Consider the following 24,695-nt stretch of genomic DNA (forward strand, 5'->3'; position numbering starts at 1 on the left):
GCAGCCCCGGACAAGGAGACACACCCCCACATGTTCGTACTCGACCTCCCCGAAGACGACCGATCCCTCAGCCCGCACACCGGATACACCCGCGCCCACTGGGAAGCCGCCGCCGACGGACTGCTGGGGGCCGCGCTCCGCTTCGCCACCCCCCACCACGCGCTGCTCGACCTGCCGGGGCCGCCGTCCCAGTCCGGGGTCCGCTCCGACGGGCTCGAAGGGTTCGCCCGCACCTTCCTGCTCGCCGCGTTCCGCGCGGCGGGTGCCTACGGCAAGGACCCGCAGGGCTTCCTGGAGCGCTACACCGAGGGCATCGACCACGGCACCCGCACCCCCGGGCGGGACGACGCCGAATCCTGGCCGCTGATCGGACACCACGGGGTGCGGGGGCAGCCCATGGTGGAGTCCGCCTCCATCGCGCTCGGCCTGCGCCTGACCGCGCCGTGGACCTGGGAGGCCCTGACCCCGGACGCCCGGGACCGCACCGAGGAGTGGCTGCGCGGCGCGCTGCGCCACGCGCCCGCTCCCAACAACTGGTACCTCTTCCAGCTCACCGTCGCCGGTTTCCTCGAATCCGTCGGCCGGGGCGACGCGGAGACAACCCGCGCCATCGACCGCGCGCTCGGCCTGCTCGACGGCTGGTACCAGGGGCAGGGCTGGTACTCCGACGGCGACGGGCGCGCCTTCGACCACTACAACGGCTGGGCGCTGCACATGTATCCGCTGCTCCACGCCCACCTCGCCGGGGACCGCGCCCTGCTGGACCGGCTCGGCCCCCGGCTGGAGGAATTCCTCGACGGCTTCGCGCTGCTCTTCGACGCGAATGGCGCCCCCATCCACCACGGGCGCTCCCTCACCTACCGCTTCGCCGCCGGAGCCGCCGTGGCGCTCGGCGGGCTCACCGGCCACACCCCGCTCGCGCCCGGCACCACCCGCCGTCTCCTCAGCGGCGCGCTCCGCCACTTCCTCGACCGCGGCGCCCTGACCGCGGACGGCATCCTGGGCCTCGGCTGGTACGGGCCGCACCTCCCGACGGTGCAGCGCTACTCCGGACCCGCCTCGCCCTACTGGGCGTCGAAGGGCTTCCTCGGCCTGCTGCTCCCGGCCGATCACCCCGTATGGACCGCACCCGAGGAGGCCGCCCCGGCCGAAGGCCCCGACCGGGCACTCGCGCTGCCCGCCCCCGGGCTGCTCGTCCAGACCACCGAGAGCGACGGCCTGGTGCGGCTGCACAACCACGGCAGCTGCAAAGTGCGCCCCTGGGAGGCGGAGCGGCCACCGGCCGAACCCCTCTACGGGCGGCTCGCCTACTCCACCCGCACCGGCCCCACCAGCGCCGACAACATCCCCGACAACCACATCGCCCTCCACATGCGCGGCGTGCGCAGCGACCGGCTGCGCGTCGAGCCGCTCGCCGCGGGCCCCGGCTGGCTGGCCTCCTCCCACATCCCGCTCTTCCCGCCCGGCGGTCCCGTCCTGCCCGCGGCGCGCCTCGACAGCCTGACCCTGGTGCGCGGCAGGCTCGAACTGCGGGTCCACCGCACCGTCAACATCCCCGCCGGAACCACGGTCCACCACACCGGCTGGGCCATCGCGCTGCCCCCGGGCACGGCCACCGAGACCGACGCGACCGACGGGGCCCCCGAAGTCACCCTCGCCGGGGCGGAGGTCACCGGCCAGCTGCTCGGCCTGCACGGCTGGGACACCTCCCGTACGGTACGGGCGCCCCGGGGCACCGCGTACGGGCCCTGGGCCCTGGTCCCCGAGCTGACCGGCACCGTCGGCGAGGGCCCGGACGGCACGCTCTTCGCCGCGCTCGCCTCGCTCACCGGCGACGTCGGACCGGACCCGCTCACCGGGCTCGCCACCGCCGAGGTCAGCGGATGCACCGTCACCGTGCGCTGGCCGGACGGCGCCCGGACCGTCGTGGACTTCGGCGACGGAGGCGCGCTCGGCGTTCCCACCGTGCGGGAGGAGAGCGCGTGAGCCGGCTGGGCATCTGCTCGGTCACCCTCCGCCACCTGGACGCGGCCGGGGTGATCTCCGCCGTGGCCGGCGCGGGCCTGGAGTGTGTCGAATGGGGCGGCGACGTCCATGTGCCCGCGGGCGATACGGCCGTCGCCCGGGCGGTGCGCGGGGCCACCGTGGACGCGGGGCTCGCCGTCGCCTCGTACGGCTCGTACTACCGCGCCGGACACACCGATCCGGGGGAGTTCGACGCCGTGCTGCGCTCGGCCGTGGCCCTCGGGGCGCCCCGGGTGCGGATCTGGGCGGGCGTCACGGGCACCGACGCGACCCCGCCCGAACAGCGCCGGGCGGTGGTCGAGGACACCCGGCGCGCCGCGGCGCTCGCGGCGGACGCGGGCGTGGAACTCGCCTACGAGTTCCATCGCAACACGCTCACCGACGGCGCCGCCCGCACCCTCCGCCTGCTGGACGAGGTGGACCGCCCCGGGGTGCGCACCTACTGGCAGCCGCCGGTCGACCTGCCCGACGCGGAGGCGCTGACCGGGCTCGATGTGCTCGGTGGCCGGGTCGCCGCCGTCCACGCCTTCTCCTGGTGGCCGGGCACCAACCGGCTGCCGCTGACCGCGCGCGCCCCGCTGTGGCGCCGCGCGTTCGAGCGGCTGAGCACCGAGGGCGCGGCGCCTCTGGACGTGCTGCTGGAGTTCGTCCCCGGGGACGACGAACGGCTGCTGCCGAGGGAGGCGGCGACGCTCCGGGCGCTCGCCGCCGTGTGAGCGGACGCTCTGCGCGTCCGTCCTCGCCGGGTGCGGGCCGCTGTCCCGCGCCCGGCGGTCAGCCCGCGCCCGCAGATCAGCCCGCGCCCGGCGAGGACGGCGCGCCCGATGAGGAGGCCGCGCCCGGGGAGGAGCCGAACGCGCCGCTCTCCTCGATGGTGCCGCCGAACTCGCCCCGGAGCGTCTTCATGTTCTTCGTCGGGGACGACGACAGCGCCCAGCGATTGCCGACCAGATAGACCCCGCCGTACATCTGCGCGGTCTCCAGCCAGTCGCGCTGCGCCTTCATGCTGATGAAGTCGAGGAAGAGGAACTTCCCCTTGGAGTTCTGGCAGACCGCCTGCCGGTAGTCGTCCACCTCGGTGGTGAAATCCGGTTTACAGCCCGCGAACTTCGCCAGCTGCTCCACCCGCGCGGGCTTGGGCGCGGCGCTCGACTCGCCGCCGCCCGGTCGCGCCGTCGCACCTTTGCCGCCCTTGCCCCCCGTGTTGGCGTCCGCCGAACCGCTGCCGCCGCCGCAGCCGGTGGCCAGCAGCACGCTCGCCACCGCCAGCACCGGCGCCATCCGCCGCCCGGGGCGGCGCCGCGTTCTGACCGGGTGGGGTGAAGCTTCCATCAGGCTCCCTCTCGTTCTGGTTCGGCCGGTGCGTGCACACACCGGTGCGTACCTCACACCCAGGGGTACGGACGAGCGGAAGCGGTTGTTCAGCGCCTTCCCGGCCCTTGCCCGTGTGCGGGAATGCGCCCGAATGGTTTAGCGTTCAACAAGACATCGGTGGCCGACCGGCCGCCGAAGCCCCCGCAGGGAGGAGAGCGCCATGCCCGCCGTCACCGTCGAGAGCACCGTACAGCTGCCCCACGTCCCCGCCCCCGACCCGCAGACCGCGCCGCCGCGCCCGGTCCGCTCGGTGACCGGCTCCCCGCGGGGCTTCGAGGGGGAGGGCTTCCCGGTCCACCGGGCCTTCGCCGGGGCCTCGCTGCGCGATCTCGACCCGTTCATCCACATGGACCAGATGGGCGAGGTGGAGTACGCGCCGGGCGAGCCCAAGGGCACCCCCTGGCATCCGCACCGCGGCTTCGAGACCGTCACCTACATCATCGACGGTCAGATGGAGCACCAGGACTCCAACGGCGGGGGAGGGCTGATCGCCGACGGCGCCACCCAGTGGATGACCGCCGGTGGCGGCATCCTGCACATCGAGACGCCCCCGGAGCACCTGGTGGTCTCCGGCGGCCTCTTCCACGGCATCCAGCTGTGGGTGAACCTGCCCCGCGCCAACAAGTGGAACCCGCCGCAGTACCAGTCCATCGAGGGCCCGCAGGCCGCGCTGCTCTCCTCGCCGGACGGCGGGGCGCTGGTGCGCGTCATCGCCGGTGACGTGGCCGGACACCGGGGGCCGGGCGGCACCTTCACGCCGATCACCATGATCCACGCCACTCTCGCCCCGGGCGCCCGGCTCGACCTGCCCTGGCGCACCGACTTCAACGCGCTCGTCTACTCCCTGTCCGGACGCGGCACGGTCGGCGCGGAACAGCGCCCGCTGGACGCGCATGAGCTGGCCGTCTTCGGTCAGGGCGGCTCCCTGAGCGTCGCCGCCACCGAGCGCCCGGACAGCCGCACGCCCAACCTCGACGTGCTGATCCTCGGCGGGCAGCCGATCCGTGAACCCGTCGCGCACTACGGTCCGTTCGTGATGAACACCAAGGCCGAGATCGCCCAGGCGGTCGAGGACTTCCAGAGCGGCCGCCTCGGCGTGATCCCCGCCGGGCGGATCCCGCACACGGGCGGTACGGAGCGGAGCTGAGCACGGTGTCCGGGCCAGGCCGGACACCGTACGTAATCTGTCAGCTGTCACCTGTTACGTGTCAGCTGTTATGCGTCAGCCGTCAGTTGATGCCTGTCAGCTGATGTCTGGCATCCGTCAGGCGTGAACGGGCAGCCGCGCACCGCACACCGTCGCCTGCGCCCGGGCGGCCAGGGCGCGCCGGTCGTCGGTCCCGGGCACGGGGCGCAGCGGCCGGTGCGTACGTACCCGCACCGTGAGCCCGGTGGCGCTGGCCACCCGGCGCAGCGAGCTGCTGAAGTCGTCCTCGCCGACGAACGCGGCCACCGTGGTCGGCGCGCCGTGCTGGACGTAGTCCAGCGACACCGGCCGCACCGGGGCGCCGGCGTCCAGTGCCGCCTGGAAGGTGGCCCGCCGGAAGCTGCCGCCCGTCCCGGAGCACCAGGTGACGCCCTGCGGGAACACCATCACCGACTGGCCGGACCGCAGCCGGTCCGCCATCTCCCCTACGCTGTCCGGCAGTTGGCGCAAGGAGTCGCGGTCGATGAACATCGTGCCCGCCCGCTTCGCCAGCGGCCCGACCACCGGCCAGGCGCCCACCTCCCGCTTGGCCAGCATGACCACCGGCTCGACGGCGAGCAGCGCGATGATGTCGATCCAGGAGATGTGGTTCGCCACCACCAGCGTGCCGGTGCTCCCCGGTGCGCTGAGCGTGCGGTCGCCCGCCACCTCCAGCCGGATGTCCAGCGCGTCCAGCATCGCCGCGGCGGTCGAACGCAGCGCCTCCGGGTCGGCGATGCCCTCGCCCCTGAGGAGCGCGCCCATGATCGCCCGGCTGAACGCCGCGTAACGGCGGGCGATCCGGGTGGTGGGCAGCCGTTCCGCCGCGTGCGACACACAGCTGGGGGAGCAGGGGGACCAGGCCGCCCACGCGTGCGCCGGAACGTTCGCGTTGACGCTCACCGGCAGGGTCACCGGGACTCGCCGAGGAAGTAGCGGCGGTAGCGGCCGTTCATCCGCTCCGTGTCCAGGAGGACGAAGAAGTCGGCGTCGTTGAAGTTCCGGTCGTGCTGCGGGGAGCCGCACATCCAGGCGCCGACCCGCAGATAGCCGCGGAGCAGCGGCGGCAGTTCGGAGTAGCTGGGCCGGGCGTCCAGCGTCTGCGTCGGAACCCACGGGTCGAGCGGGTGGACCCGCAGCTCGGGCGGGGCGGCGTGCTTGGAGGTGCCCAGCAGCCAGGCGTTCGACGCGGCCTGCTCGCCCTCGCCGAGCGGGACCGAGGCGCAGCCCGCGAGGTAGCGGTGGCCGGACAGCAGGACGTAGCGGGCGAGACCGGCCCACATCAGGTTGATGACCGCGCCGGAGCGGTGATCGGGGTGCACACAGGCGCGACCCGCCTCGACCATCGAGGAGCGCACCTCGTCGGGAAGCCCCCGCAGGTCGAACTCGGTGTCCGAGTAGAGCCGCTCGCTGCGCCCCGGGGGCAGCAGCCGGTAGGTGCCGACCACGGTGTCCGTGGCGGTGTCGGTGACGATCAGGTGGTCCATGACATCGTCGAACTCGTCCACGTCACGGCCTGGGAAGGGCGTGGTCAGCACCCCTCCCCGTTCGTCGCCGAACACCTGGTAGCGCAGCCGCTGCGCGGCGTTGATCTGCTCCTCGGTATGGGCGATGGAGGTGACGTACGAGCTCGTGGAGGCCGCAGCCGGGGACGTCGTGAGCACGGACATTCCTGTTCTCCGTTCAGGGGACCGTCAGGAGCGGTGATGTCACCACTGTTGCTCCGGCTCCGAACGGCACAGTGTCCGCGTGGTGATTCGACGACTGCCAGCCGATGACGAAAACATGCCACAGGTCGGTCGGCGAGGTGTTAAGGGGCGCCGTGGTGGCCCTGACGTCCATGAGGCCCGTGGTCCCCGGGGAGCGGGAAGCCCAGCGCCCGGGCCGCGGCGGCCGGGGTGGGCTGCGACCAGTGGTCGGCGACGGCCTGTGCGGACGAGAGGGAGCGGGTTTCGGCCAGATCCAGATAGAGCACGCCGTCCAGATGGTCCGTCTCGTGCTGGACGATCCGGGCGGGCCATCCGGTGAACTCCTCGTCCAGTTCACGTCCCGTCTCGTCCTGCCCGCGCAGCCGGACCCGCTCGGGGCGGCTGACCACGGCCTGCCAGCCGGGGACGCTCAGACACCCCTCGAAGAACCCCGCCCGGGCGTCGCCGACCGGTTCGTACGACGGATTCACCAGCACCCGGTACGGCTGCGGCACCCGGCCGCGTGCCTCGCGCACCTCGGCCGCGACCTCGGCCGGGTCCTCGATCACCGCGAGCCGCAGCGGCACGCCGATCTGCGGAGCGGCCAGCCCCACCCCCGGCGCGTTGTGCATCGTCTCGCGCATCGCCGTCAGTAGCCGGTCCAGCAGGCCGTCGGACAGCTGGCCCTCGTAGGGGAGGGCGGCTTGCCGCAGGACGGGGAGACCGGCGGAGACGATGGGGAGCGGACGGCAGCCGTCGAGCAGTTCTTCGACCAGCTCGGACAGGGAGGTGGTGGGCATGGGGACAGCCTGGCAAGGAGGCCGGGCGGGGGCAATCCGTCCGGCGGTCGCGGTGCGCGGAACAGGTGCCTCCGCTTCATGCTCACGATCGGACAATGAGTGAACGCGGCGCGGGCGCGCTCCGTACCCGCCCGTGAGCCGCCGGGGAATCCCACGCCTCCGCGGCTCGTCCGGGTCCTCCCGGGACCCGGTTCGCTGCCGCTCCGCGGTGTCTCTCCCCGGTTGTACGCGGCGGAGCGGCAGCCCCCGGTCGCCCCTCCGGTCAGCTCCCGGCCGGAGGGGAACCACCGGCGGCCGCGGAGTCCTGACTCCGTGGCTGCCGGTGCGCTGCCCCGCGTTCAGCCGCACCGGCGCGTCGTCACTCCGGTTCGCGGGAGGCGAGCAGTGGGCCCAGGACGCGGGTACCGGGGCCGATGCGGCCGCCGGGGCCCGGGAGCTGGGTGGTGTTGTCCACGGTCAGTGGATCGCCGCAGTGCGCGCACGCGGTGACGGGCGTGGTGTCCCGGCCACAGGTCAGGTGGCGGACACGGGCCGGGGACCCGTCCGCACCGGCGCACCAGCGGTCGCCCCAGGCCATCAGTGCCAGCAGCACCGGGTACAGCTCCTCACCCTTCCCGGTCGCGCGGTAGTGCTCGCGCGGCGGCCGCTCCTGATAGCGCTCCTTGACCAGAACGCCCTCCTCGACCAGCCGGGCCAGCCGGGCCGCCAGCACCTTGCGGGAGATGCCGAGGTCATGGGCGAGGTCGTCGAACCGGCTGACTCCGGACAGCACGTCCCGCATGATCAGTGCGGTCCACGCGTCGCCGAACAGGTCGGTGGCTCGGGCGATCGAGCAGGCCACGTCGGTGAGCGGAGTACGGGTCATGCCCCGAGCCTATCCGCGTTCCCCCAGGGAACCCGAGGTGTTAAGTTCCCCGAGGGAACTCATGAATTCCCTCAGGGAACCCACCCCCGCGACGGAGGAAGACCATGGCCGCCACCCCGCGCGTCGAGCTGGACGCACGCTCGCCCGAGGCCGTCGACGGCCGCCAGATCAGGGCCGTGGCCTTCCAGGAGTGCCGCCTGTCCTACGTATGCACCACCCTCGCCGCCCTCGGCCGGACCCCCGCAGGGCGCCGGGCCCTGGCCGTGGGCAGCGGCCGGGGGCTGCTGGCGCGCGGTCTGGCCGGGCTCGGCTTCGGCGTCACCGCCGTCGACCCGTCCGCCGCCGCCACCCGCGTCGCCCGCGAGACCCACCCGCACGGCCACCCCGCCGTCGACTACCGGACCGCGCCCGCCGGGGAACTGGGCCTCGCGGACGCCTCGTTCGACCTCGCCTACTACGCGGACACCTTCGAGATCACCCCCGATCTCGACCGGGCGCTCGCGGAGGCCGCCCGCGTGCTGCGCCCCGGCGGCGTCCTCGTCTACGACACCGTCAACCGCACCCCGCTGTCCCGGCTCATCTACCTCGGCGCCTTCCAGCGCCTCCCGCTCACCCGGATCATGCCCGCGGGCCGCTACACCGCCGCCCGGCTGCGCACCCCCGCCGAGCTGACCGCCGCGCTCGACCGGCACGGCCTGCGTGACGAGGACATCTGCGACTTCCGCCCCCGGGACCCGCGCGGCCTCATCAAGGCCACCGTCGCCCGCCGCCGGGGCCGGATCACCGATGAGCAGATCCCGCCGCTGGCCGGGTTCGTCCTGGCCCCGGACGCCCGGCCGCTGGTCACCTACCTCGGATACGCCGTGAAGCGCTGAGCGCGGCAGCCCGCGCGTTCCGGCGCACACTGGCACTGTGACGGGTAAACGCAGCGCCGGGATCCTCCTGTACCGCGGGACGAGCCCGGCCACCGAGGTCCTGCTGGGTCATATGGGCGGGCCGTTCTGGGCCGCCCGGGACGAGCGCGCGTGGTCCGTACCCAAGGGCGAGTACGAGGAGGACGAGCTTCCCGAGGCCGCCGCGCGGCGCGAGTTCCAGGAGGAGCTGGGGCTGCCGCCGCCCGTGGGCGACCTCCGTCCGCTGGGCACCGTACGGCAGACCGGCGGCAAGCTGGTCACGGTCTGGGCCCTGGCGGGCGACCTCGACCCGGAGCGGATCACCCCCGGCACGTTCGCCATGGAATGGCCGCGCGGATCCGGCCGCACACGGGAGTTCCCCGAGATCGACCGGGTCGCCTGGCTGGACCTCGACCTGGCCCGTACGAAGATCATCGCGAAGCAGCAGCTCTTCCTCGACCGGCTCGCAGAGCTGGTCCGGGGGGCGGACGGCGCGGGCTCCCCGGCCGGGTGACCGGGGTCCGCGCCATCCGCCGCCGGTGCCGTCACGTTCCGCAGGAGGCGAGTGCGGCGAGCACTAAGGCGAGAGCCAGGGCGGCGAGCCGGGGGAGACGGGGGCGTCGGGACATCTGGTGGTTCACCCTTCTATGGGTGAGAAACGCTCCAAAATCAACAGGTCCGCACATTAGTCAACGCATTTCATCGGGCCAAGGCATCGGACAGGACTCGCCGCCCCGCCGAGCGCGGCTACCGTGAAGGGGAGGACCGTGCGGAATGCCCCGCCGGGCGCGGTGGGGCCGACGGAGGCGCGGTGACCATGGAGAACGCGAGGGATACGCGAGGCGCGAGGAGTTCCGAGTACCTGCCCCGGCTGCGCCTGGACGAGCTGCTGGAGGAGCTTCAGGTACGCATCGACGCCGTGCGCGGCACCCAGGACCGGCTGCACAGCCTGCTCGAAGCGGTTCTTTCGGTGGGCCGCGAGCTGGATCTGCGCCAGGTGCTGCGGCGCATCGTCGAGGCCGCGGTGGTGCTGGTGGACGCCGAGTACGGGGCCCTGGCTGTCGTCGGCGACGAACAGCGGCTGGCCGAGTTCCTGCCGGTGGGCGTCAGTCAGGAGCAGCGCGAGGCGATCGGCTCGCTCCCGGCCGGGCACGGCATCCTCGGCGAGCTGATCCGCCACCCCGAGCCGCTGCGGCTGGCCGAGCTGTCCGAGCACCCCGCCTCGTACGGATTCCCGCCCGGCCATCCGCCGATGCACTCCTTCCTGGGCGTGCCCATCCGGGTGCGGGAGGAGGTGTTCGGGAACCTCTACCTCACCGAGAAGCGCGGGGGCAAGGAGTTCGACGGCGAGGACGAGACGGTGCTGTCCACCCTCGCGGTGGCCGCCGGGGTCGCCATCGAGAACGCCCGGCTGTACGAGGAGGCCCGGCACCGCCAGCACTGGCTGGAGGCGAACGCCGAGGTCACCAACAACCTGCTGTCCGGCGTGGACGAGACCGGGGTGCTGGAGCTGATCGTCGACCACGCCCGCCGCATCCTCTCCGCCGACCTGGGCGTGCTGATGCTGCCCGTCACCGGCTCCGACTCCCTCCAGGTCGCGCTGGCGTCCGGCACCGACGCCGAGGCGCACCGCGGTCTGGTGCTGCCCCGCGAGGGCACGTTCGCCGGAGCCGCCTTCACCGCGTCCGAGCCGGTCACCAGTACCGATGTCGCGAACGACCCCCGGATCACGGTCGGCCCCCAACGCTGGAACGGCCTCGGCCCGGCCGTCGCGGTCCCCATGCGCACCAGCGACGGGGTCGGCGGCGTCCTCTCCCTCGCCCGTACGGAACGCAGCCCCGCCTTCACCCAGATCGAGACGGACACCCTGCTCGGCTTCGCGGGTCAGGCGGCGCTCGCCATGAAGCTGGCCGAGCGACGGCGCGACGCCGAACAGCTCGCCCTGCTGGAGGACCGCGACCGTATCGCCCGCGACCTCCACGACCTGGCCATCCAGCGGCTGTTCGCGGCCGGGATGACGCTCCAGAGCACCCTGCGCTTCGTCCAGCACCCGGAGGGTTCCGAACGGTTGCTGCGGGTGGTGGACGACCTCGACGACACCATCAAGATCATCCGCTCCACGATCTTCGGGTTGCGCTCCCACGAGGCGGGTCCCTCGGTGCAGGGGCTGCGCGTCCGTACCGCCAAGACCATCGAGGAGGCGGTGCCCGCGCTCGGCTTCACCCCCGCGCTGCGCACCGAGGGCCTGGTCGACACCGATGTGCCGCGGCCGGTCGCGGACGACATGGTCGCGGTGCTCGCCGAGGCGCTGTCCAACGTGGCCCGGCACGCCCGGGCGCACGCCGCCGAGGTGACGCTGATCGTACGGGGCGCACGGCTGGCCCTGACCGTGACGGACAACGGCGTCGGCATCCCGGACGGCGGCCGCCGCAGCGGTCTGCGCAACCTCGCGGAGCGCGCCGAGAAGCTGGGCGGGCGGCTGGACCTCAGCGCGCCCCGGGACGGGGGCACCCGGCTGGTGTGGGACGTGCCCCTTCCGGAGCGCTGACGCTCGTTTCCGAGCCGTTGCCGCCCGTTTCCGGAGCGCTGACACCTTCCAGCCGGATCATCATCTGGACATGGCCGGGCGCGCGCCGCCCGTCGCTCAGCGCCCAGCGCAGATCGGACCACTCCAGCGCCTGGTGCAGCAGCGAGGCCCGGATGCCGTGCGCCGTCGCCAGCAGCAGGACGTGCTCCAGCGCCTGGCCCGCCCGCAGCCAGTCGGCGCGCCGGTCGTGGGCGGTGGTGAGCACGGCGATCGTCGGCCTGCTCTCGACGACCGCGGTCACGGGGAGGCCCTTGGCGATGCCGTACGGACCGCTGTCGCGCCCCCGGCAGTCGCCCGCCCCCTGCCCGTGGCGGTGGTCATCGGCGCTGCGCCGCTCGGCCTCCGCGGTCAGCTCCAGCAGCCGCGCGGTCTCCTCGGGGCCCGCCGGATACAGCGACGCCCCGTCCAGGCGCGCGGCCTCGGTGAACGCGCCCAGCTCCCGTGGCGGCAGACGGCGCCCCGGGAACGGGAACCGGCCGCCGGGTCGCCGCCAGATCATGTCGTACAGGGTGGTGGGGTGGGCGCCGTCGGGGTGCGGGGCGGCCGTGTGCGGGGACAGGGCCAGCCGTACGGTGGCCAGCAGGTCCGGCTGGGAGCGGTGCGGCAGCAGCCGCACCACCGGCTCCCAGCCGAAGTGGGCCACGGCCACGCGCAGATTGCACACCGCGGCCCCGGCGGAGACGCACAGCGCCCGCCCCATGGGATCGGCCTGCCGCAGCCCGCGCTCCGGGGCGGCCCGGACCTCCAGGGTGACGGTGTCCGGGTTCAGCCGGTACCGCCACGGCTGGGTGTGGAGCATCGACGGAGCCGCGACGGCGGCGGAGATCAGCTTCTCCAGCGTCGCCGCGTCCAGTACTGCGGGCTGCATGGTCTTCTCCTCGCCGGGGGCGGGCCGATGGTCGGAGTGGGGTCAGGTCAGCGGAGCGGGGACAGGGTCAGCGGGGCGGGGCGGGACGGGTGTCGGGAGCCTGCGCCGGAGGCGGGGACGGGGGCGTGTGGCTGGCCAGGACGGCGGCCTGGACGCGGCGTTCGACGCCCAGCTTGGCCAGCAGCCGTGAGATGTGGTTCTTGACCGTCTTCTCGGACAGGAAGAGCCGCTTGCCGATCTGCCGGTTGGTCAGCCCCTCGCCGATCAGCGCCAGGATCTCCCCCTCGCGCGGCGACAGCCCGGCCAGCGCCTCGTCCCGGGGCTCCTGCGGGGCGGTGTCGCCGCGCAGGCTCCGCATCAGCCGCGCGGTGGTGGCCGGGTCCAGCATCGACTGGCCGGACGCGACGGTCCGTACGGCGGAGACCAGGTCGGACCCCTTGATCTGCTTGAGGACATAGCCCGCGGCCCCGGCCATGATCGCGTCCAGCAGCGCATCGTCGTCGTCGAACGAGGTGAGCATCAGACAGGCCAGCCCCGGCATGCGGGAACGCAGTTCCCGGCAGACCGTGATGCCGTCCCCGTCCGGCAGCCGGACGTCCAGGATGGCCACGTCGGGCCGCAGCGCCGGGCCCCGGGCCAGCGCGTGGTCCACCGTGCCCGCGTCGCCGACGACCTCGATGTCCGGCTCGGCGTCCAGCAGATCGTGCAGCCCGCGCCGTACCACCTCGTGGTCGTCGAGCAGGAACACCCTGATGGGCGCCGGTGGTGTCACCCGTGTCCCGGCCCAGGTCTCGGTCATGGCGCCCTCGCCGCTCGTCCGCTCGTCCCGCTGCGTCCGTCCGTCCGCCCGGCCCCCGGTTGTCGAGCGTGGCGCATCCGCCCCGCGCCGCACCAGGGCCGAACGGGCCCCCGCACGGCCGCGACGGGACCGAAAGGCCCCCGGAGGAGAGGGCTGCACGGCCCTCGTCTTACCTCCGCGCGCGTGCCACGGTCTGAATCATGGGCACGAACGTGCGGGGGCGGTGGTTGTGGCGATGGCGGCGCAATCCCCTCAAACGCCGCTCGGACGTGGTGGAAGCCTGGGTGGTCCTGGTGACCGGCCTGGTGATGGTGGTCGGCGGCCCGGCGGCGGGCGTCGCGACCGGCGACGCCGTGGCGGACGGCCTGCGGCAGGAGCGCGCGGACCGGCACCGGGTGCCCGCGGTGCTGCTGGAGAACGCGCCCGCCGCGCTGCCCGCAGCCGACGGCACGGACACCGCCCGGGTACGCGCCGAGGTGCGGTGGACCGGACCCGACGGTGTCGTGCACACCGGCACGGCGCGGGTCGACGAGGGCAAGCGGGCCGGTACGGCCACCAGGGTGTGGACCGATGACCGTGGCCGTCTCGTCTCCGACCCGCCCACGGAGCGGCAGGCGGCGACCCGGGCCACGCTGGCCGGGGCGTCGGCGTCGGCGGGGGTGTGCCTGGTGTCGCTGGCGGGCCGTGGGGTGGTGCGGTGGCGGCTGGACCGCGGCCGGGAGCGTGAGTGGGAGCGGGCGTGGGCCGAGGTCGGGCCCCGCTGGACGCGCCGCCACACGTGAAGCCGCCACATGTTCCGCCACGCGTGGAGCCGCCACACGTGAAGCAGCCCGTAGGCGGTCCTTTACGATCCTCAGGCCGGTGGCCCCGCCGTCAGATGGGCGGTGGTCAGCTGGTTGTCGAAGTCCACGACGCCCTCGACCGCCCGGATCAGCCGGGCCGCGGCCGGGATCAGCACGGCGTCCCGGACATGCCCGGTGAGGGTGACCACGCCTTCGCTCACCCGCACCTCGACCGCCTGATCCGGCGCCGGGAAGAGATGCGCCACCACCTCGCGGCGCACCTCGTCCTCGATCTCCTCGTCCGGCCGCAGGAACACCTTCAGCAGATCGGCGCGGCTGACGATGCCCTCCAGCCGTCCCTCGGCGTCGACCACCGGAAGCCGCTTGACCCGCCGGTGGGTCATGATCCGGGCCGCCTCGGCGAGCGTCGCGTTCGCGTGCACCGTGATGGCCGGGCTCGTCATCAGCTCACCCGCGCTCACCGCGCCCGCCTTGGCGATGCCCGGGAGGTCGCGCAACTGGGCCAGCCGTGCCGGATCGCTGTCCCGGAACTCCTCCTTGGGCAGCAGATCCGCCTCGGACACCACCCCGATGACCCGGCCCTCGCCCGCCAGCACGGGCAGGGCGCTCACCTTCCACTGTTCCAGCGTCCTGACGATCTCCTTGAACGGCGCCTCGCGGCCGACGGCGACGACGGTATGGGTCATCACATCGCTCACGATGCGCGCGGTCCGGGACACGGAATCCTCCTGTCTGAGTGCTGTCTCAGCGCTGGGTCAACCCGAGCCGCCGTACGTCCGGATCCGGCGGCCGGTGACGCGCTCGGGCTCGATGCGCAGCCACAGGTCGCGGCCGCCGCCCGGCCACGGCGGGGTGTAAGCGGCGTCGTCCAGCCGCCGTACCGCCGCCGGGTCGGTGACCCGCTGCGCGCGGCCCACCACGAGCACGCTCCAGCCCTCGCTGAGTGCCTCGTCGATGTGGTCCACCTCGAAGGCCACCTCGGCGCCCGCCGCGGCCGCCGGTGTGGCGTCGGGCGCGGTCCGGAACACCACCGCGTCGTCCACGACGCCGTAGTTGACGGGCACGATGGCCGGGCCCGGCGCGGTGGAGACCGAGATCCGGCCCACGCCGTGCGTGGCGAGCAGCTCCCGGCACTCGCGCGGGCTCAGCTCCAGCAGGTCGGCGTGGGACGCGGCCCTGCCGAGGCCGGGCGGTGACACGGCGGTGCCGCCGTGCAGTTCGGCCGCGCTGGTCTCCAGCGCCGCGGCGAACCGGAGCAGGACTCCGGCGCCCGGATCGGCGGGGTACTCCTCCACGTAGCGCACATAGCCCGGCGAGGTGCCCGCCCGCGCGGCCAGAGCCGCCCGGGAGAGGCCGAGCTGTTCGCGCCGCAGCGCCACCCGGCGGCCGAGGTCGCCGCCGCCTCCGTCGCCGACCGGCCGGGTGTCCGCGTGAGCCGTCCTCGATGCTTCGGCCATCGCCGTTCACTTCCCTCGGGTGACCAGGGGTGGATGGTGTCCGCCGATCGCCACCTTGAGGGCGCCGGTGTCGGCGGACCGGGCGAACACGTCGTACGCCTCCTCCATCTGGTCGAGTTCGAACAGGTGGGTGATGAGCGAGGACGCGGGCAGCCGGCCCGCCGCCAGCATGGACAGCAGCGTGGGCGTGGAGTACGTGTCGACCAGCCCGGTCGTGATCGTGATGTTCTTCTTCCACAGCTCTTCGAGGTGCAGCGTCGCGGGCCGGGCGTGTACGCCGACGTTGGCGATCCGTCCGCCCGGGCGCACCATGCGGGTGCAGATCTCGAAGCTCCGCGGCGTCCCCACGGCCTCGATCACCACATCGGCGCCCAGCCCCTCGGTGAGGTCGTCGATCAGCCGCTCGGGCTCCTCGGCGGCGTCCGCCACCGCGTCGGCGCCGACCTGCTTGGCCGCGTCGAGCCGGGAGGGGGCGAGGTCGACGGCGATGATGCGGCCGGGGGAGAAGTACTCGGCGGTGGCGATCGCGGCGAGTCCCACCGGGCCCGCGCCGACCACGGCCACCGTGTCGCCCGGCGAGACCCGGCCGTTGAGCACGCCCACCTCGTAGGCGGTGGGGAACACGTCCGCCAGCAGCACCGCGTACTGGGCGTCCGCCGCCGCGGGCAGCGGATGCGTGGACAGATCGGCGAACGGCACCCGGACGTACTCGGCCTGCGTGCCGTGTATCGAACGCCCCAGGATCCAGCCCCCGCCGCCACGGCACTGCCCGTACGCGCGCTCCCGGCAGAACCGGCAGTGGCCGCAGGCCGAGATGCACGACACCAGCACCCGGTCCCCGGGACGTACGCCGCGCACCTCACGGCCCGTCTCGACGACCTCGCCGACGGCCTCGTGACCGAGGACCGTACCGGGCCGGACGTCCGGCACCTCGCCCTTGAGGATGTGCAGATCGGTGCCGCAGATGGTGACCGTGTCGACACGGACGATAGCGTCGGTGGCGTCCTCGATGCCGGGGTCGGGCACGTCCTGCCAGGAGGTCAGCCCTTGACCCTGGAAGACGAGTGCTTTCATGGCCACTTCCTCTCGTGCGGGGCGTCGCGGCGCCGGGGGCCGCCCGCTTCTCGTGGGCCCGGATTGCGCGGTGCGCGGTGCGCGGTGAGTGCTTGCCGGTCCGCTTCTCCGCGTCGTGTCGAATGCCCCCGGTGCCGCTTCCAGCCGACCACGAGGCCCCCACCCGTCGCCTAGGGCCAACCGGCCCCACCCCAGGTCAACCGGCCCAACCGGCCCCGGCCGCCGGTGGGGGCTCCGCCCCACACCCCCGCCGGGGCTCCGCCCCGGACCCTGACCCCTCGGGCGCATCACCCGTCAGCCCACCGGGACCAGGACCACCGGGCAGTGGGCGTGGTGGAGGACCGCGTGGGTCACCGGGCCCAGTTGCATGCCCAGGCGGGCCGTTCGGCGTTGCACCGCCAGGATCAGGACGTCCGCCGCTCGCGACGCCTCCACCAGGGCCTGGGCCGGGGCGGTGTGGGGCGTGTGTTCCTGCACGCGCACCGTGCCGAACTCCTCGCGCAGCGCGGCCACCACGCGGTACGTGACCTCCTGGTCCCGCTCGGCCCGCAGGGCCACGGCCTCGCGGGAGGGGAGGGCGTGGTCGCCCGCGAAGAGGCGGGGACGGGCCCAGGCGTACAGCACGCGCAGGCGCGCGCCGCGGCGGATCGCGTCCTCGAAGCCGTACCGGGCCGCCGCCTCGTCCGCGCCGCTCTCCACGCCGACCAGCACCTTGCCGTGGCCCTCGGGCCCGTACGCGGGTGCCGGGGTGTCGCCGCGTACGACCAGCAGCGGACGGTGGGTGTGGGCGGCCAGCCGCAGGCCGACCGAGCCCAGCAGCAGCCCGGTGAAGCCGCCCAGCCCCCGGGTGCCGATGACGATGAGCGAGGCGCGTTCGCCGATCCGCAGCAGTTCGGGCACCGCGTCCTGCGGGGTGAGGGTGGGGACGACCCGCAGTTCCGGGTCCTGCTCGGCGGCCCGGGCCATGGCCAGCCGCAGGACGGTCCGGGCGACCTCGACCGGGGGCCGCTGTGGCTCGGTGTCCGCGTCGAAGGCGAGCGGATCGGTCCGCGCCCAGGGCCAGGCGTGCACGATCTCCAGCGTGGCGCCGCGCCGCCGCGCCTCGCCGACGGCCCGGTCCAGGGCCTGCCAGGCACTGTCGGAGCCGTCCAGACCGACCACGACCCGGCCGCCGTTCCACGACGCCGGCCGCACGGGGTCGGTCATGACGCACCGCCCGAGGGGGCCGCCGTACGGGAGTCGTCGACGCGGTAGGTGAGGCGGTCCACGACCGCCACCACCCCGTCCACCTGCGCGGCCATCCGTACCGCGATCGGGATCTCGCTGTGCCGGTCGAGCTCCCCCTCCAGCCTTACGACGCCATCGGTGACGGTCACCCCGACGGCGTGCGGCCCGAGCCACAGGGACCGCACCAGCACCTCGTCGATGACCTCCGCGCGGATCTCGTCGTCCGGGCGGAGGAAGACGCGGAGCAGATCGCGGCGGGTGACGATGCCGATCAGCCGGTCCTCCTCGTCGACGACGGGCAGCCGCTCCACCCGGTGGCGCGCCATGGAGCGGGCGGCGTCGACGATGGTGTCCTGCGGGCGGACGGTGACGGCGGGGCGGGACATCAGCTGCCCGGCCGTCGCGGGACCGGTGTGGGCCAGATTGGTGCCCGTGATCACGCCGACGACCTTGTCGTCCTCGTCCACCACCGGCAGCCCGCCGATCCGGTGCCGTGCGAGCAGCGCCCCGGCCTCCTCGGACGAGGCCCCGTGGCCGACCCGGATGACGTCGTCGGTCATCACGTTGCCGATTTTGCGATGCTTCATCCCCGCCTCCTCGCGGACCAGCCTCCACCGGCCGCCCGCCCGCCCACTTGGGCTGCCCGGGGTCGGGTCCGGGCCGAACGGCCCGGGCCCGACCGTGACCCGACCGGCAAAAGGGGGCGTAGCGACGACGGCGCCGAACGCCCCCACCGCCCCCACCGAGCACGAACTGCGCGCCCTCGACGCCCACTGGCGCGCCCACCAGGTGCCGCTGCCGGCCGTCCGGGAGAACCCGGAGCATCTGCGGCAGCTGGAGCGGTGGCTGCGCTCGTACCGTCCCGAGGAGCTGTTCGACGACCAGGGGCGTCCGTACCCGGACGTCCTGGCCTGCGTACCCGAGGGCGACCGGCGGCTCGGCGCCAATCCACACGCCAACGGCGGACTGCTGCTGCGCGATCTGCCCATGCCCGACCTGGCGCGGTACGCGGTGCCCGTCGACAAGCCCGGCGCCACCCTGCACGAGCCGACCCGGGTCCTCGGTGGGCTGCTGGAGCAGATCATGGAGGACACCGCCGACCGCCGTGACTTCCGCCTCGTCGGCCCCGACGAGACCTCCTCCAACCGGCTCGACGCCCTGTTCACCCGCGACCGGCCGGTCATCTTCGCCTACCACGGCTATCCGTGGCTGGTGCACCGGCTGACCTACCGGCGCACCGTCCACCCGCATCTGCGTGTGCGCGGCTACCAGGAGACCGGCACCACACCGTTCGACATGGTGGTCCGCAACGACCTCGACCGCTACCGCCTGGTCATGGACGTCATCGACCGCACCCCGGGACCCGCGGTGCGCGCCGTGTCCGTACGGCAGCGGATGCAGGACGCCCGCGCCCGCCACCACCAGTGGATCCGCGACCACGGCACCGATATGCCCGAGGTCGCGGAGTGGTCCTGGACCGGCTAGCCGGAGGTCTACCGGGAAGCTCGCCAGGAGTCCGCCGGGAAGTAGCCGTCCAGGAAGGCGTTGCGGAACTTCCCCGCGGGGTCGTGGTCGGCCAGCAGCCGCCCGAAGTCGGCGGCCCGCTCGTACGAGGCCACGATCCGCTCCGGCGAGGCCGCCGTGAGCTTGCCCCAGTGCGGCCGCGCCCCCAGCGGCAGCAGCTCCTCCTCCATCGCGGCCACCACCTCGATGACCGCGGCGTGGTCCGGCACCCAGGTGAAGTGCAGGGCCACACAGTCCCGGCCGTACGCGGGGCTCAGCCACAGCTCGTCCGCCGCCACCGTGCGCACCTCGGAGACCTGGACCACGGGCGCGATCCGGTCCCCGAGGCCGCGCAGCGCCGCGAAGGCCTCGGTGGCGGCGGTGCGCGGGAGGATCAGCTCCGACTGCAGCTCGTCCCCGTTGCTGGGGGTGAAGTCCGGCCGGAAGTGCGGCAGTCGCTCATGCCACGGCCCGGGCGAGCCCAACTGCTCGGTGCAGTGCAGCGGTGGCATCGCGGGCACCGGGTGGTGGTGGCGCTCGGCGGGGTGGCCGCCCAGCCACGGCTGGCCCGGCTCCGGCGGGCCCGGCAGATCCGTACGGCACTTCAGCCACACCACGCCCTCGTCCGAGTGCCAGTCGGTGAAGACACTGACGCTGTACGCGGCGGCGAAGATCTCGTCGAAGCTGTCGCCCAGCCGGTCCAGCGGCAGCCCGGTCCACACCCACTGCGCCACCTCGTACGCGGGCTCGATGTCCAGCGTCATCGAGGTGACGACCCCCAGGCCCCCGAGCCCGACCACGGCGCCGGAGAGCCGGTCGGTTCCGGTGTCCCGGCGCAGCTCGGTCACGTCGCCCTCCGGGCCCATGATCTCCAGGCCCGCCACCGACGCGGCCAGACAGCGCTGCACATTGCCGGAGCCGTGGGTGGCGGTGGCGCAGGCGCCCGCGACCGTGATGTGCGGCAGCGATGCGAGGTTCGCCAGGGCGTAGCCCGCCAGGTGCAGCTCCTCGGCCACCTGGGCGTAGCGCATGCCCGCGGCGATGGTGGCCGTCGCGCCTCCGGGGTCGATCTCGACGCGTTGTGGCATCCGCTCCAGGGACACCAGATCGCCGTCGGTGTCGGCGATGTGGTTGAAGGAGTGGCCGGTGCCCAGTACCCGGACCCGGTCGGCGGAGCCCACGATCCGCCGCAGTTCACCGAGTGAGGCCGGGCGGTGCACCCGGGCCGCGCCGAAGGTGATGTTCCGTGCCCAGTTGGTGGTGGCTCCGGTGGTCAGCATCCGCACTCCTGCTTCTCGCTGGGGGCCGGGCCCGCTCCGGGCCTGGGGGGACGTGGCAAGGACCTTGGTACAGGCCCGCCCCCTGATCCGTACAGACCGCCGTGCCGCCGCCCGATGTGACCCGTACGGAGCAGCAGGACGGGCCGCCGGACCGGGGCCGCGCACACGATGGTGCGAACGCGATCGGTACCGCCGCTCGCACACCGCTGGAGAGGGGTGGCCATGGCGGAGGAGAAGAACACCGGCACCCGTGGCGGGATGCGCGGTGAACTCTGTGCCGAATTCGCCGGGACCATGATCCTCATCCTCTTCGGCTGCGGCGTGGTGGCCCAGGTGGTGGCGGGCGGGGCGCTCACCAAGCCGGTCGGCGCGCTCGGCGACCACGACTCCATCGCCTGGGCGTGGGGGCTCGGCGTCACCCTCGGCGTGTACGTGGCGGCACGGCTCAGCGGCGCGCACATCAACCCGGCGGTCACCGTCTCGCTGGCGGCGTTCAAGGGCTTCCCGTGGCACAAGGTGGGACCGTACGTGGTGGCGCAGACCCTCGGCGCGTTCGTCGCGGCGCTGCTGGTGCGCTGGAACTACACCGAGGTGCTGGGCGCGGCCGACCCCGGACACACCTTCAAGACCCAGTTCGTGTTCTCCACCCTCCCCGGCAACGGGGTGCTGCCGGTCAGCGAGTGGGGCGCGCTGCGCGACCAGATCATCGGCACCGCGATCCTGGTGCTGCTGATCTTCGCCGTCACCGATCTGCTGAACCAGCCCCCGAAGGCCAACCTGGCGCCGTTCATCATCGGCCTGATCGTGGTGGCGATCGGCATGGCGTGGGGCGCCGACGCGGGATACGCCATCAACCCGGCCCGTGACTTCGGCCCCCGGCTCGCCAGTTTCCTCACCGGCTACCACAGCGCCTGGCGGGACCAGTACGGAAACCTCTACTTCTGGGTGCCCATCGTCGGCCCGCTGGTCGGCGGCCTCTTGGGCGCCGCCCTCTACAAGGTCCTGATCAGCCGGTTCCTCCCGGCGGCCGGACCCCAGGAGGTGGGCCGCACCCCGGCCCCCGAGGGTCCCGAGAGCTGAAGGAGTGGGCATGCCGGACTTCGTCGGTGCCGTGGACCAGGGGACCACCAGCACCCGCTTCATGATCTTCAACCACGACGGCGGCGAGGTGGCGAGGTACCAGCTCGAACACCACCAGCTCCTGCCCCGCGCGGGCTGGGTCGAGCACGATCCGGTGGAGATCTGGGAGCGCACCAACTCCGTCATGCAGAACGCGCTGCGCTCCGGTGGCCTCTCACCCGCCGACCTGGCCGCCATCGGCATCACCAACCAGCGCGAGACCACCGTCATCTGGGACCCGCGCAGCGGTCAGCCGTACTACAACGCCATCGTGTGGCAGGACACCCGCACCGACACCATCGCCTCCGCCCTCGAACGCGACGGCCACGGCGAGACCATCCGCCGCAAGGCCGGACTGCCGCCCGCCACCTACTTCTCCGGCGGCAAGATCAAGTGGATCCTGGAGAACGTCGACGGGGTCCGCGAGGCGGCGGAAGCCGGCCACGCCCTCTTCGGGAACACCGACGCCTGGGTGCTGTGGAACCTCACCGGCGGGCCCTCCGGCGGCATCCACGCCACCGATGTCACCAACGCCAGCCGCACCATGCTGATGAACCTGGAGACCCTCGACTGGGACGACGAGCTGCTGGCCATCTTCGGCATCCCGCGCGCCATGCTCCCCGTCATCAACCCCTCCTCCCACCCCGAGGCGTACGGCCAGGCCCGCACCTCCCGCCCGCTGCGCACCGCCACCCCCATCACCGGTGTCCTCGGCGACCAGCAGGCGGCCACCGTGGGGCAGGTGTGCTTCGCCCCCGGCGAGGCCAAGAACACCTACGGCACCGGAAACTTCCTGCTCCTGAACACCGGCTCCGAGCTGGTCCGCTCCACCAGCGGGCTGCTCACCACCGTGGCGTACCAGTTCGGCGACAGCCCCGCCGTGTACGCCCTGGAGGGCTCGATGGCCGTCACCGGCTCGGCCGTCCAGTGGCTGCGGGACCAGATGAAGGTCATCGACGACGCCCCGGGCAGCGAACGGCTCGCGCGCACCGTCGAGGACAACGGCGGGGTGTACTTCGTCCCCGCCTTCTCCGGCCTCTTCGCCCCGTACTGGCGCTCCGACGCCCGCGGCGCCATCGTCGGCCTCACCCGCTACAACACCAACGGCCATCTGGCGCGCGCCACCCTGGAGGCCATCTGCTACCAGAGCCGGGACGTCGTGGAGGCCATGGAGCGCGACTCCGGTATCCACCTCGACGTCCTCCGCGTGGACGGCGGTGTCACCGACAACGAACTGTGCATGCAGATCCAGGCCGATGTCCTCGGCGTCCCGGTCAGCCGCCCCGTCATCGCCGAGACCACCGCCCTGGGCGCCGCCTACGCCGCGGGCCTGGCCACCGGCTTCTGGCGGGACACCGATGAGCTGCGCTCGCACTGGAGCGAATCCCGGCGCTGGGAGCCCCAGTGGAGCGAGGACCAGCGCGCGGAGGGCTACGCGGGCTGGAAGAAGGCCGTGGAGCGCACCCTGAACTGGGTCCCGGTCGACTGACCCCGGCCACGGGGCGAAGCCGGGGGACCGGTCGGCGGCCCCGGGATGCCCGGTGTCCGGGCCGGGGGGTGGCCGCGCAGCCCCTGATGACCGAATGGGCGAAATGCACCATACTTGGAAAATAAGCCCATATGGGCGTATCGCTTGCGTGGCGAGAGGAGGAGTGATCATGAAGGGCAGCCAGGCGGCACTCGCGTTCACCGGCGGCTATCTCTTCGGGCGTGGCCACAAGGTGGGCTTGGCGCTCACCCTCGCCGGGATGGCGGCGGGCCGGCGCCTCGCGTCCGGACACCTCCCGGGCGGCATGCAGGAGCTGGCGTCCTCCGAAATCGGGCGGCTGCGCGGCCAGCTGGTGTCCGCGGGGCGGTCGGCGGCGCTGTCGGCGGCCAGTCACCGCATGGACGCGCTGAGCGACCGGCTGGAGGAGCGCGCCTCGTCGCTGCGCCCGAACGGCCACGGTCCGGACGGGCACAAGGCCGACGACGAGGAGGAACACGAGCGGCGCGGGGACGGCGGACGGCCGCGCGGCGAGGCATCGCGAGGCGGTTCGTCGCGCGGTGAGTCGTCGCGAAGCGGTTCGTCCCGCGGTGAGTCGTCGCGAGGAGACCGTACGCGGTCGTCGGGCGACCGTCCGGATCGGCCCCGGAAGCGGACCGCGTCCGAGGGAGGCCGCGGCGGCGAGACCAGAAGCAGTAAGGGCGACAAGGGCGACAAGGGTGATCGGTGATGGCTGAGGGACCGGACGAGGGGCGCACGGGCGCCCTCGGCACGCTCGCCAAGGAGCTGCCCACCGAGCGGCTGATGAAGGAAGCGCAGAACTTGGTCACCGCACTCGGCGAGAAGGCCCTGACCTCGGTGACCAACCTCGCCGACGGCGGCGGTTCCGGGCTCAACCTCCCGGTGAAGCCGCTGCTCAAGGCCGGATTGCAGCAGGTCAAGGAGCAGACCGTGGACAAAGCCAAGGAAGCCATCCCGGGCCTCGGCGGCGGCAAGGACGGCGGCAAGGACGGCGACAAGGACAAGAAGCTCAAGGTCACCAACATCGTCGAGGAGATCGACGTCGGTGCCCCCATCGACCTCACTTACGACCTGTGGACCCAGTTCGAGGACTTCCCCACCTTCATGAAGAAGGTCGAGGACGTCCAGCAGGAGTCCGACACCGAGATGGAGTGGAAGGCCCAGGTCTTCTGGTCGCACCGCAAGTGGCGCGCCGAGATCATCGAGCAGATTCCCGAGAAACGGATCGTCTGGAAGTCGCGTGCCGAGAAGGGCCATGTCAACGGCGCGATCACCTTCCATGAGCTGGCCCCCGAGCTGACCCGGATCATGGTCGTCCTCCAGTACTACCCCCAGGGCTTCTTCGAACGGACCGGGAACATCTGGCGTGCCCAGGGCCGCCGGGTGCGCCTGGAGCTGAAGCACTTCCGCCGCCATCTGATGGCCGAGGTGCTGCTGAACCCCGACGAGATCGAGGGCTGGCACGGAGAGATCCGCGACGGCGAGGTCGTGGAGGAGGAGGACCGCGAGGCGGAGTCCGAACACGACGAGGAAGAGGCCGAAGAGGAGGAGCCCGACGAGGGCGAGCCGCCCGAGGACGAGTACGAGGAGGAGCCCGAGGAGGACGAGGAGCGGGCGCAGCCTTCGCGGCGCTGACGGGT

Annotated in this window: 24 protein-coding genes and 1 pseudogene; 12 read left to right on the top strand and 13 right to left on the bottom strand. The window is 73.2% G+C overall.

What is annotated here, in order from left to right:
- Positions 1–30: 30 nt before the first annotated feature.
- Positions 31–1,986 (top strand): DUF2264 domain-containing protein, encoded by a 1,956-nt coding sequence (locus tag ACZ6CL_RS35835; RefSeq protein WP_468943880.1) that lies wholly within the window; start codon positions 31–33, stop codon positions 1,984–1,986.
- On the top strand, positions 1,983–2,741 hold the full coding sequence (locus tag ACZ6CL_RS35840; protein WP_468943883.1) for a sugar phosphate isomerase/epimerase family protein: 759 nt from the start codon (positions 1,983–1,985) through the stop codon (positions 2,739–2,741). The genes ACZ6CL_RS35835 and ACZ6CL_RS35840 overlap by 4 nt, the downstream gene beginning before the upstream one ends.
- Before the next feature lie 76 nt (positions 2,742–2,817).
- Here the strand turns inward: ACZ6CL_RS35840 and ACZ6CL_RS35845 are convergent, their stop codons facing one another.
- Positions 2,818–3,357 (bottom strand): hypothetical protein, encoded by a 540-nt coding sequence (locus tag ACZ6CL_RS35845; protein WP_468943886.1) that lies wholly within the window; start codon positions 3,355–3,357, stop codon positions 2,818–2,820.
- A 202-nt stretch (positions 3,358–3,559) separates the two neighbouring features.
- Between ACZ6CL_RS35845 and ACZ6CL_RS35850 the strand changes: the two genes are divergently transcribed.
- Positions 3,560–4,546, top strand: a complete 987-nt coding sequence (locus ACZ6CL_RS35850; protein ID WP_468943889.1) for a pirin family protein — start codon at positions 3,560–3,562, stop codon at positions 4,544–4,546.
- A 117-nt stretch (positions 4,547–4,663) separates the two neighbouring features.
- On the opposite strand, the gene ACZ6CL_RS35855 is transcribed toward ACZ6CL_RS35850, so the two are convergent.
- The 4 genes from ACZ6CL_RS35855 to ACZ6CL_RS35870 all read right to left on the bottom strand — a co-directional run bounded on the left by ACZ6CL_RS35855 (position 4,664) and on the right by ACZ6CL_RS35870 (position 7,938).
- The gene (locus ACZ6CL_RS35855) at positions 4,664–5,500 is read right to left on the bottom strand and encodes a lysophospholipid acyltransferase family protein (protein WP_468943891.1); all 837 of its coding nucleotides are present in this window, start codon (positions 5,498–5,500) and stop codon (positions 4,664–4,666) included.
- Positions 5,497–6,255 carry a GNAT family N-acetyltransferase gene (locus ACZ6CL_RS35860; RefSeq protein WP_468943893.1) on the bottom strand — a complete coding sequence of 253 codons (759 nt, stop codon included), beginning with the start codon at positions 6,253–6,255 and terminating at the stop codon, positions 5,497–5,499. Before ACZ6CL_RS35860 ends, ACZ6CL_RS35855 begins: the two co-directional genes overlap by 4 nt.
- A gap of 140 nt (positions 6,256–6,395) precedes the next feature.
- Positions 6,396–7,073 carry a peptide deformylase gene (locus tag ACZ6CL_RS35865; RefSeq protein ID WP_468943896.1) on the bottom strand — a complete coding sequence of 226 codons (678 nt, stop codon included), beginning with the start codon at positions 7,071–7,073 and terminating at the stop codon, positions 6,396–6,398.
- A 358-nt stretch (positions 7,074–7,431) separates the two neighbouring features.
- On the bottom strand, positions 7,432–7,938 hold the full coding sequence (locus tag ACZ6CL_RS35870; RefSeq protein ID WP_468943898.1) for a winged helix-turn-helix transcriptional regulator: 507 nt from the start codon (positions 7,936–7,938) through the stop codon (positions 7,432–7,434).
- Positions 7,939–8,042: 104 nt separating this feature from the next.
- Here ACZ6CL_RS35870 and ACZ6CL_RS35875 point away from each other — a divergent pair, with 104 nt between their 5' ends.
- The 3 genes from ACZ6CL_RS35875 to ACZ6CL_RS35885 all read left to right on the top strand — a co-directional run bounded on the left by ACZ6CL_RS35875 (position 8,043) and on the right by ACZ6CL_RS35885 (position 11,379).
- On the top strand, positions 8,043–8,813 hold the full coding sequence (locus tag ACZ6CL_RS35875; protein ID WP_468943901.1) for a class I SAM-dependent methyltransferase: 771 nt from the start codon (positions 8,043–8,045) through the stop codon (positions 8,811–8,813).
- 37 nt (positions 8,814–8,850) lie between these two features.
- The gene (locus ACZ6CL_RS35880) at positions 8,851–9,345 is read left to right on the top strand and encodes an NUDIX hydrolase (protein WP_468943903.1); all 495 of its coding nucleotides are present in this window, start codon (positions 8,851–8,853) and stop codon (positions 9,343–9,345) included.
- A gap of 303 nt (positions 9,346–9,648) precedes the next feature.
- A complete protein-coding gene (locus ACZ6CL_RS35885) occupies positions 9,649–11,379 on the top strand; it encodes a sensor histidine kinase (protein ID WP_468943906.1) in 1,731 nt (576 codons plus the stop codon).
- On the opposite strand, the gene ACZ6CL_RS35890 is transcribed toward ACZ6CL_RS35885, so the two are convergent.
- A complete protein-coding gene (locus ACZ6CL_RS35890; protein WP_468943909.1) occupies positions 11,318–12,286 on the bottom strand; it encodes a hypothetical protein in 969 nt (322 codons plus the stop codon). The genes ACZ6CL_RS35885 and ACZ6CL_RS35890 overlap by 62 nt on opposite strands.
- 67 nt (positions 12,287–12,353) lie before the next feature.
- Entirely contained in the window at positions 12,354–13,085 is a 732-nt protein-coding gene (locus ACZ6CL_RS35895; protein ID WP_468943912.1) for a response regulator, read from the bottom strand.
- Between the two features lie 200 nt (positions 13,086–13,285).
- Here ACZ6CL_RS35895 and ACZ6CL_RS35900 point away from each other — a divergent pair, with 200 nt between their 5' ends.
- On the top strand, positions 13,286–13,867 hold the full coding sequence (locus ACZ6CL_RS35900; RefSeq protein ID WP_468943915.1) for an Rv1733c family protein: 582 nt from the start codon (positions 13,286–13,288) through the stop codon (positions 13,865–13,867).
- Between the two features lie 71 nt (positions 13,868–13,938).
- Here ACZ6CL_RS35900 and ACZ6CL_RS35905 read toward each other — a convergent pair whose 3' ends face one another.
- From ACZ6CL_RS35905 to ACZ6CL_RS35925, 5 genes are all read right to left on the bottom strand, one after another.
- Positions 13,939–14,607, bottom strand: coding sequence for a CBS domain-containing protein (locus ACZ6CL_RS35905; RefSeq protein ID WP_468943918.1), 669 nt, complete (start codon positions 14,605–14,607; stop codon positions 13,939–13,941).
- A 36-nt stretch (positions 14,608–14,643) separates the two neighbouring features.
- Entirely contained in the window at positions 14,644–15,345 is a 702-nt protein-coding gene (locus ACZ6CL_RS35910) for a pyridoxamine 5'-phosphate oxidase family protein (protein WP_468943920.1), read from the bottom strand.
- Positions 15,346–15,351: 6 nt separating this feature from the next.
- Positions 15,352–16,419 (bottom strand): alcohol dehydrogenase catalytic domain-containing protein, encoded by a 1,068-nt coding sequence (locus ACZ6CL_RS35915; protein WP_468943923.1) that lies wholly within the window; start codon positions 16,417–16,419, stop codon positions 15,352–15,354.
- 294 nt (positions 16,420–16,713) lie between these two features.
- The gene (locus ACZ6CL_RS35920; RefSeq protein WP_468943926.1) at positions 16,714–17,625 is read right to left on the bottom strand and encodes a universal stress protein; all 912 of its coding nucleotides are present in this window, start codon (positions 17,623–17,625) and stop codon (positions 16,714–16,716) included.
- The gene (locus tag ACZ6CL_RS35925; RefSeq protein WP_468943928.1) at positions 17,622–18,233 is read right to left on the bottom strand and encodes a CBS domain-containing protein; all 612 of its coding nucleotides are present in this window, start codon (positions 18,231–18,233) and stop codon (positions 17,622–17,624) included. The genes ACZ6CL_RS35920 and ACZ6CL_RS35925 overlap by 4 nt, the downstream gene beginning before the upstream one ends.
- Positions 18,234–18,333: 100 nt before the next feature.
- On the opposite strand from ACZ6CL_RS35925, the pseudogene ACZ6CL_RS35930 reads away from it, so the two are divergent.
- Positions 18,334–19,131, top strand: a pseudogene (locus tag ACZ6CL_RS35930) (phosphoketolase family protein); the annotation flags it as partial.
- A gap of 8 nt (positions 19,132–19,139) precedes the next feature.
- Here ACZ6CL_RS35930 and ACZ6CL_RS35935 read toward each other — a convergent pair.
- Entirely contained in the window at positions 19,140–20,429 is a 1,290-nt protein-coding gene (locus ACZ6CL_RS35935; protein ID WP_468943931.1) for an FAD-binding protein, read from the bottom strand.
- Between the two features lie 222 nt (positions 20,430–20,651).
- Between ACZ6CL_RS35935 and ACZ6CL_RS35940 the strand changes: the two genes are divergently transcribed.
- The 4 genes from ACZ6CL_RS35940 to ACZ6CL_RS35955 all read left to right on the top strand — a co-directional run bounded on the left by ACZ6CL_RS35940 (position 20,652) and on the right by ACZ6CL_RS35955 (position 24,690).
- Positions 20,652–21,509: an MIP/aquaporin family protein gene (locus tag ACZ6CL_RS35940; protein WP_468943934.1), complete on the top strand. Its 858-nt coding sequence runs from the start codon at positions 20,652–20,654 to the stop codon at positions 21,507–21,509.
- Between the two features lie 10 nt (positions 21,510–21,519).
- On the top strand, positions 21,520–23,037 hold the full coding sequence (gene glpK / locus ACZ6CL_RS35945) for a glycerol kinase GlpK (RefSeq protein WP_468943937.1): 1,518 nt from the start codon (positions 21,520–21,522) through the stop codon (positions 23,035–23,037).
- Positions 23,038–23,206: 169 nt separating this feature from the next.
- Positions 23,207–23,764: a hypothetical protein gene (locus ACZ6CL_RS35950; protein WP_468943940.1), complete on the top strand. Its 558-nt coding sequence runs from the start codon at positions 23,207–23,209 to the stop codon at positions 23,762–23,764.
- Positions 23,764–24,690 (top strand): SRPBCC family protein, encoded by a 927-nt coding sequence (locus ACZ6CL_RS35955; protein ID WP_468943943.1) that lies wholly within the window; start codon positions 23,764–23,766, stop codon positions 24,688–24,690. Before ACZ6CL_RS35950 ends, ACZ6CL_RS35955 begins: the two co-directional genes overlap by 1 nt.
- Positions 24,691–24,695 lie beyond the last annotated feature (5 nt).

Source organism: Streptomyces sp. NPDC041200 (genome assembly GCF_055591805.1).

Excerpts from the sequence above, each read along its gene's own strand:
- ACZ6CL_RS35915 (WP_468943923.1), bottom strand. The coding sequence starts at position 16,419 with ATGAAAGCACTCGTCTTCCAGGGTCAAGGGCTGACCTCCTGGCAGGAC.
- ACZ6CL_RS35920 (WP_468943926.1), bottom strand. The coding sequence starts at position 17,625 with ATGACCGACCCCGTGCGGCCGGCGTCGTGGAACGGCGGCCGGGTCGTG.
- ACZ6CL_RS35850 (WP_468943889.1), top strand. The coding sequence starts at position 3,560 with ATGCCCGCCGTCACCGTCGAGAGCACCGTACAGCTGCCCCACGTCCCC.
- ACZ6CL_RS35885 (WP_468943906.1), top strand. The coding sequence starts at position 9,649 with ATGGAGAACGCGAGGGATACGCGAGGCGCGAGGAGTTCCGAGTACCTG.
- ACZ6CL_RS35890 (WP_468943909.1), bottom strand. The coding sequence starts at position 12,286 with ATGCAGCCCGCAGTACTGGACGCGGCGACGCTGGAGAAGCTGATCTCC.
- ACZ6CL_RS35875 (WP_468943901.1), top strand. The coding sequence starts at position 8,043 with ATGGCCGCCACCCCGCGCGTCGAGCTGGACGCACGCTCGCCCGAGGCC.
- ACZ6CL_RS35870 (WP_468943898.1), bottom strand. The coding sequence starts at position 7,938 with ATGACCCGTACTCCGCTCACCGACGTGGCCTGCTCGATCGCCCGAGCC.
- ACZ6CL_RS35950 (WP_468943940.1), top strand. The coding sequence starts at position 23,207 with ATGAAGGGCAGCCAGGCGGCACTCGCGTTCACCGGCGGCTATCTCTTC.
- ACZ6CL_RS35925 (WP_468943928.1), bottom strand. The coding sequence starts at position 18,233 with ATGAAGCATCGCAAAATCGGCAACGTGATGACCGACGACGTCATCCGG.
- ACZ6CL_RS35835 (WP_468943880.1), top strand. The coding sequence starts at position 31 with ATGTTCGTACTCGACCTCCCCGAAGACGACCGATCCCTCAGCCCGCAC.
- ACZ6CL_RS35940 (WP_468943934.1), top strand. The coding sequence starts at position 20,652 with ATGGCGGAGGAGAAGAACACCGGCACCCGTGGCGGGATGCGCGGTGAA.
- ACZ6CL_RS35895 (WP_468943912.1), bottom strand. The coding sequence starts at position 13,085 with ATGACCGAGACCTGGGCCGGGACACGGGTGACACCACCGGCGCCCATC.
- ACZ6CL_RS35865 (WP_468943896.1), bottom strand. The coding sequence starts at position 7,073 with ATGCCCACCACCTCCCTGTCCGAGCTGGTCGAAGAACTGCTCGACGGC.
- ACZ6CL_RS35860 (WP_468943893.1), bottom strand. The coding sequence starts at position 6,255 with ATGTCCGTGCTCACGACGTCCCCGGCTGCGGCCTCCACGAGCTCGTAC.
- ACZ6CL_RS35845 (WP_468943886.1), bottom strand. The coding sequence starts at position 3,357 with ATGGAAGCTTCACCCCACCCGGTCAGAACGCGGCGCCGCCCCGGGCGG.
- ACZ6CL_RS35935 (WP_468943931.1), bottom strand. The coding sequence starts at position 20,429 with ATGCTGACCACCGGAGCCACCACCAACTGGGCACGGAACATCACCTTC.
- ACZ6CL_RS35955 (WP_468943943.1), top strand. The coding sequence starts at position 23,764 with ATGGCTGAGGGACCGGACGAGGGGCGCACGGGCGCCCTCGGCACGCTC.
- ACZ6CL_RS35900 (WP_468943915.1), top strand. The coding sequence starts at position 13,286 with ATGGGCACGAACGTGCGGGGGCGGTGGTTGTGGCGATGGCGGCGCAAT.
- ACZ6CL_RS35910 (WP_468943920.1), bottom strand. The coding sequence starts at position 15,345 with ATGGCCGAAGCATCGAGGACGGCTCACGCGGACACCCGGCCGGTCGGC.
- glpK (WP_468943937.1), top strand. The coding sequence starts at position 21,520 with ATGCCGGACTTCGTCGGTGCCGTGGACCAGGGGACCACCAGCACCCGC.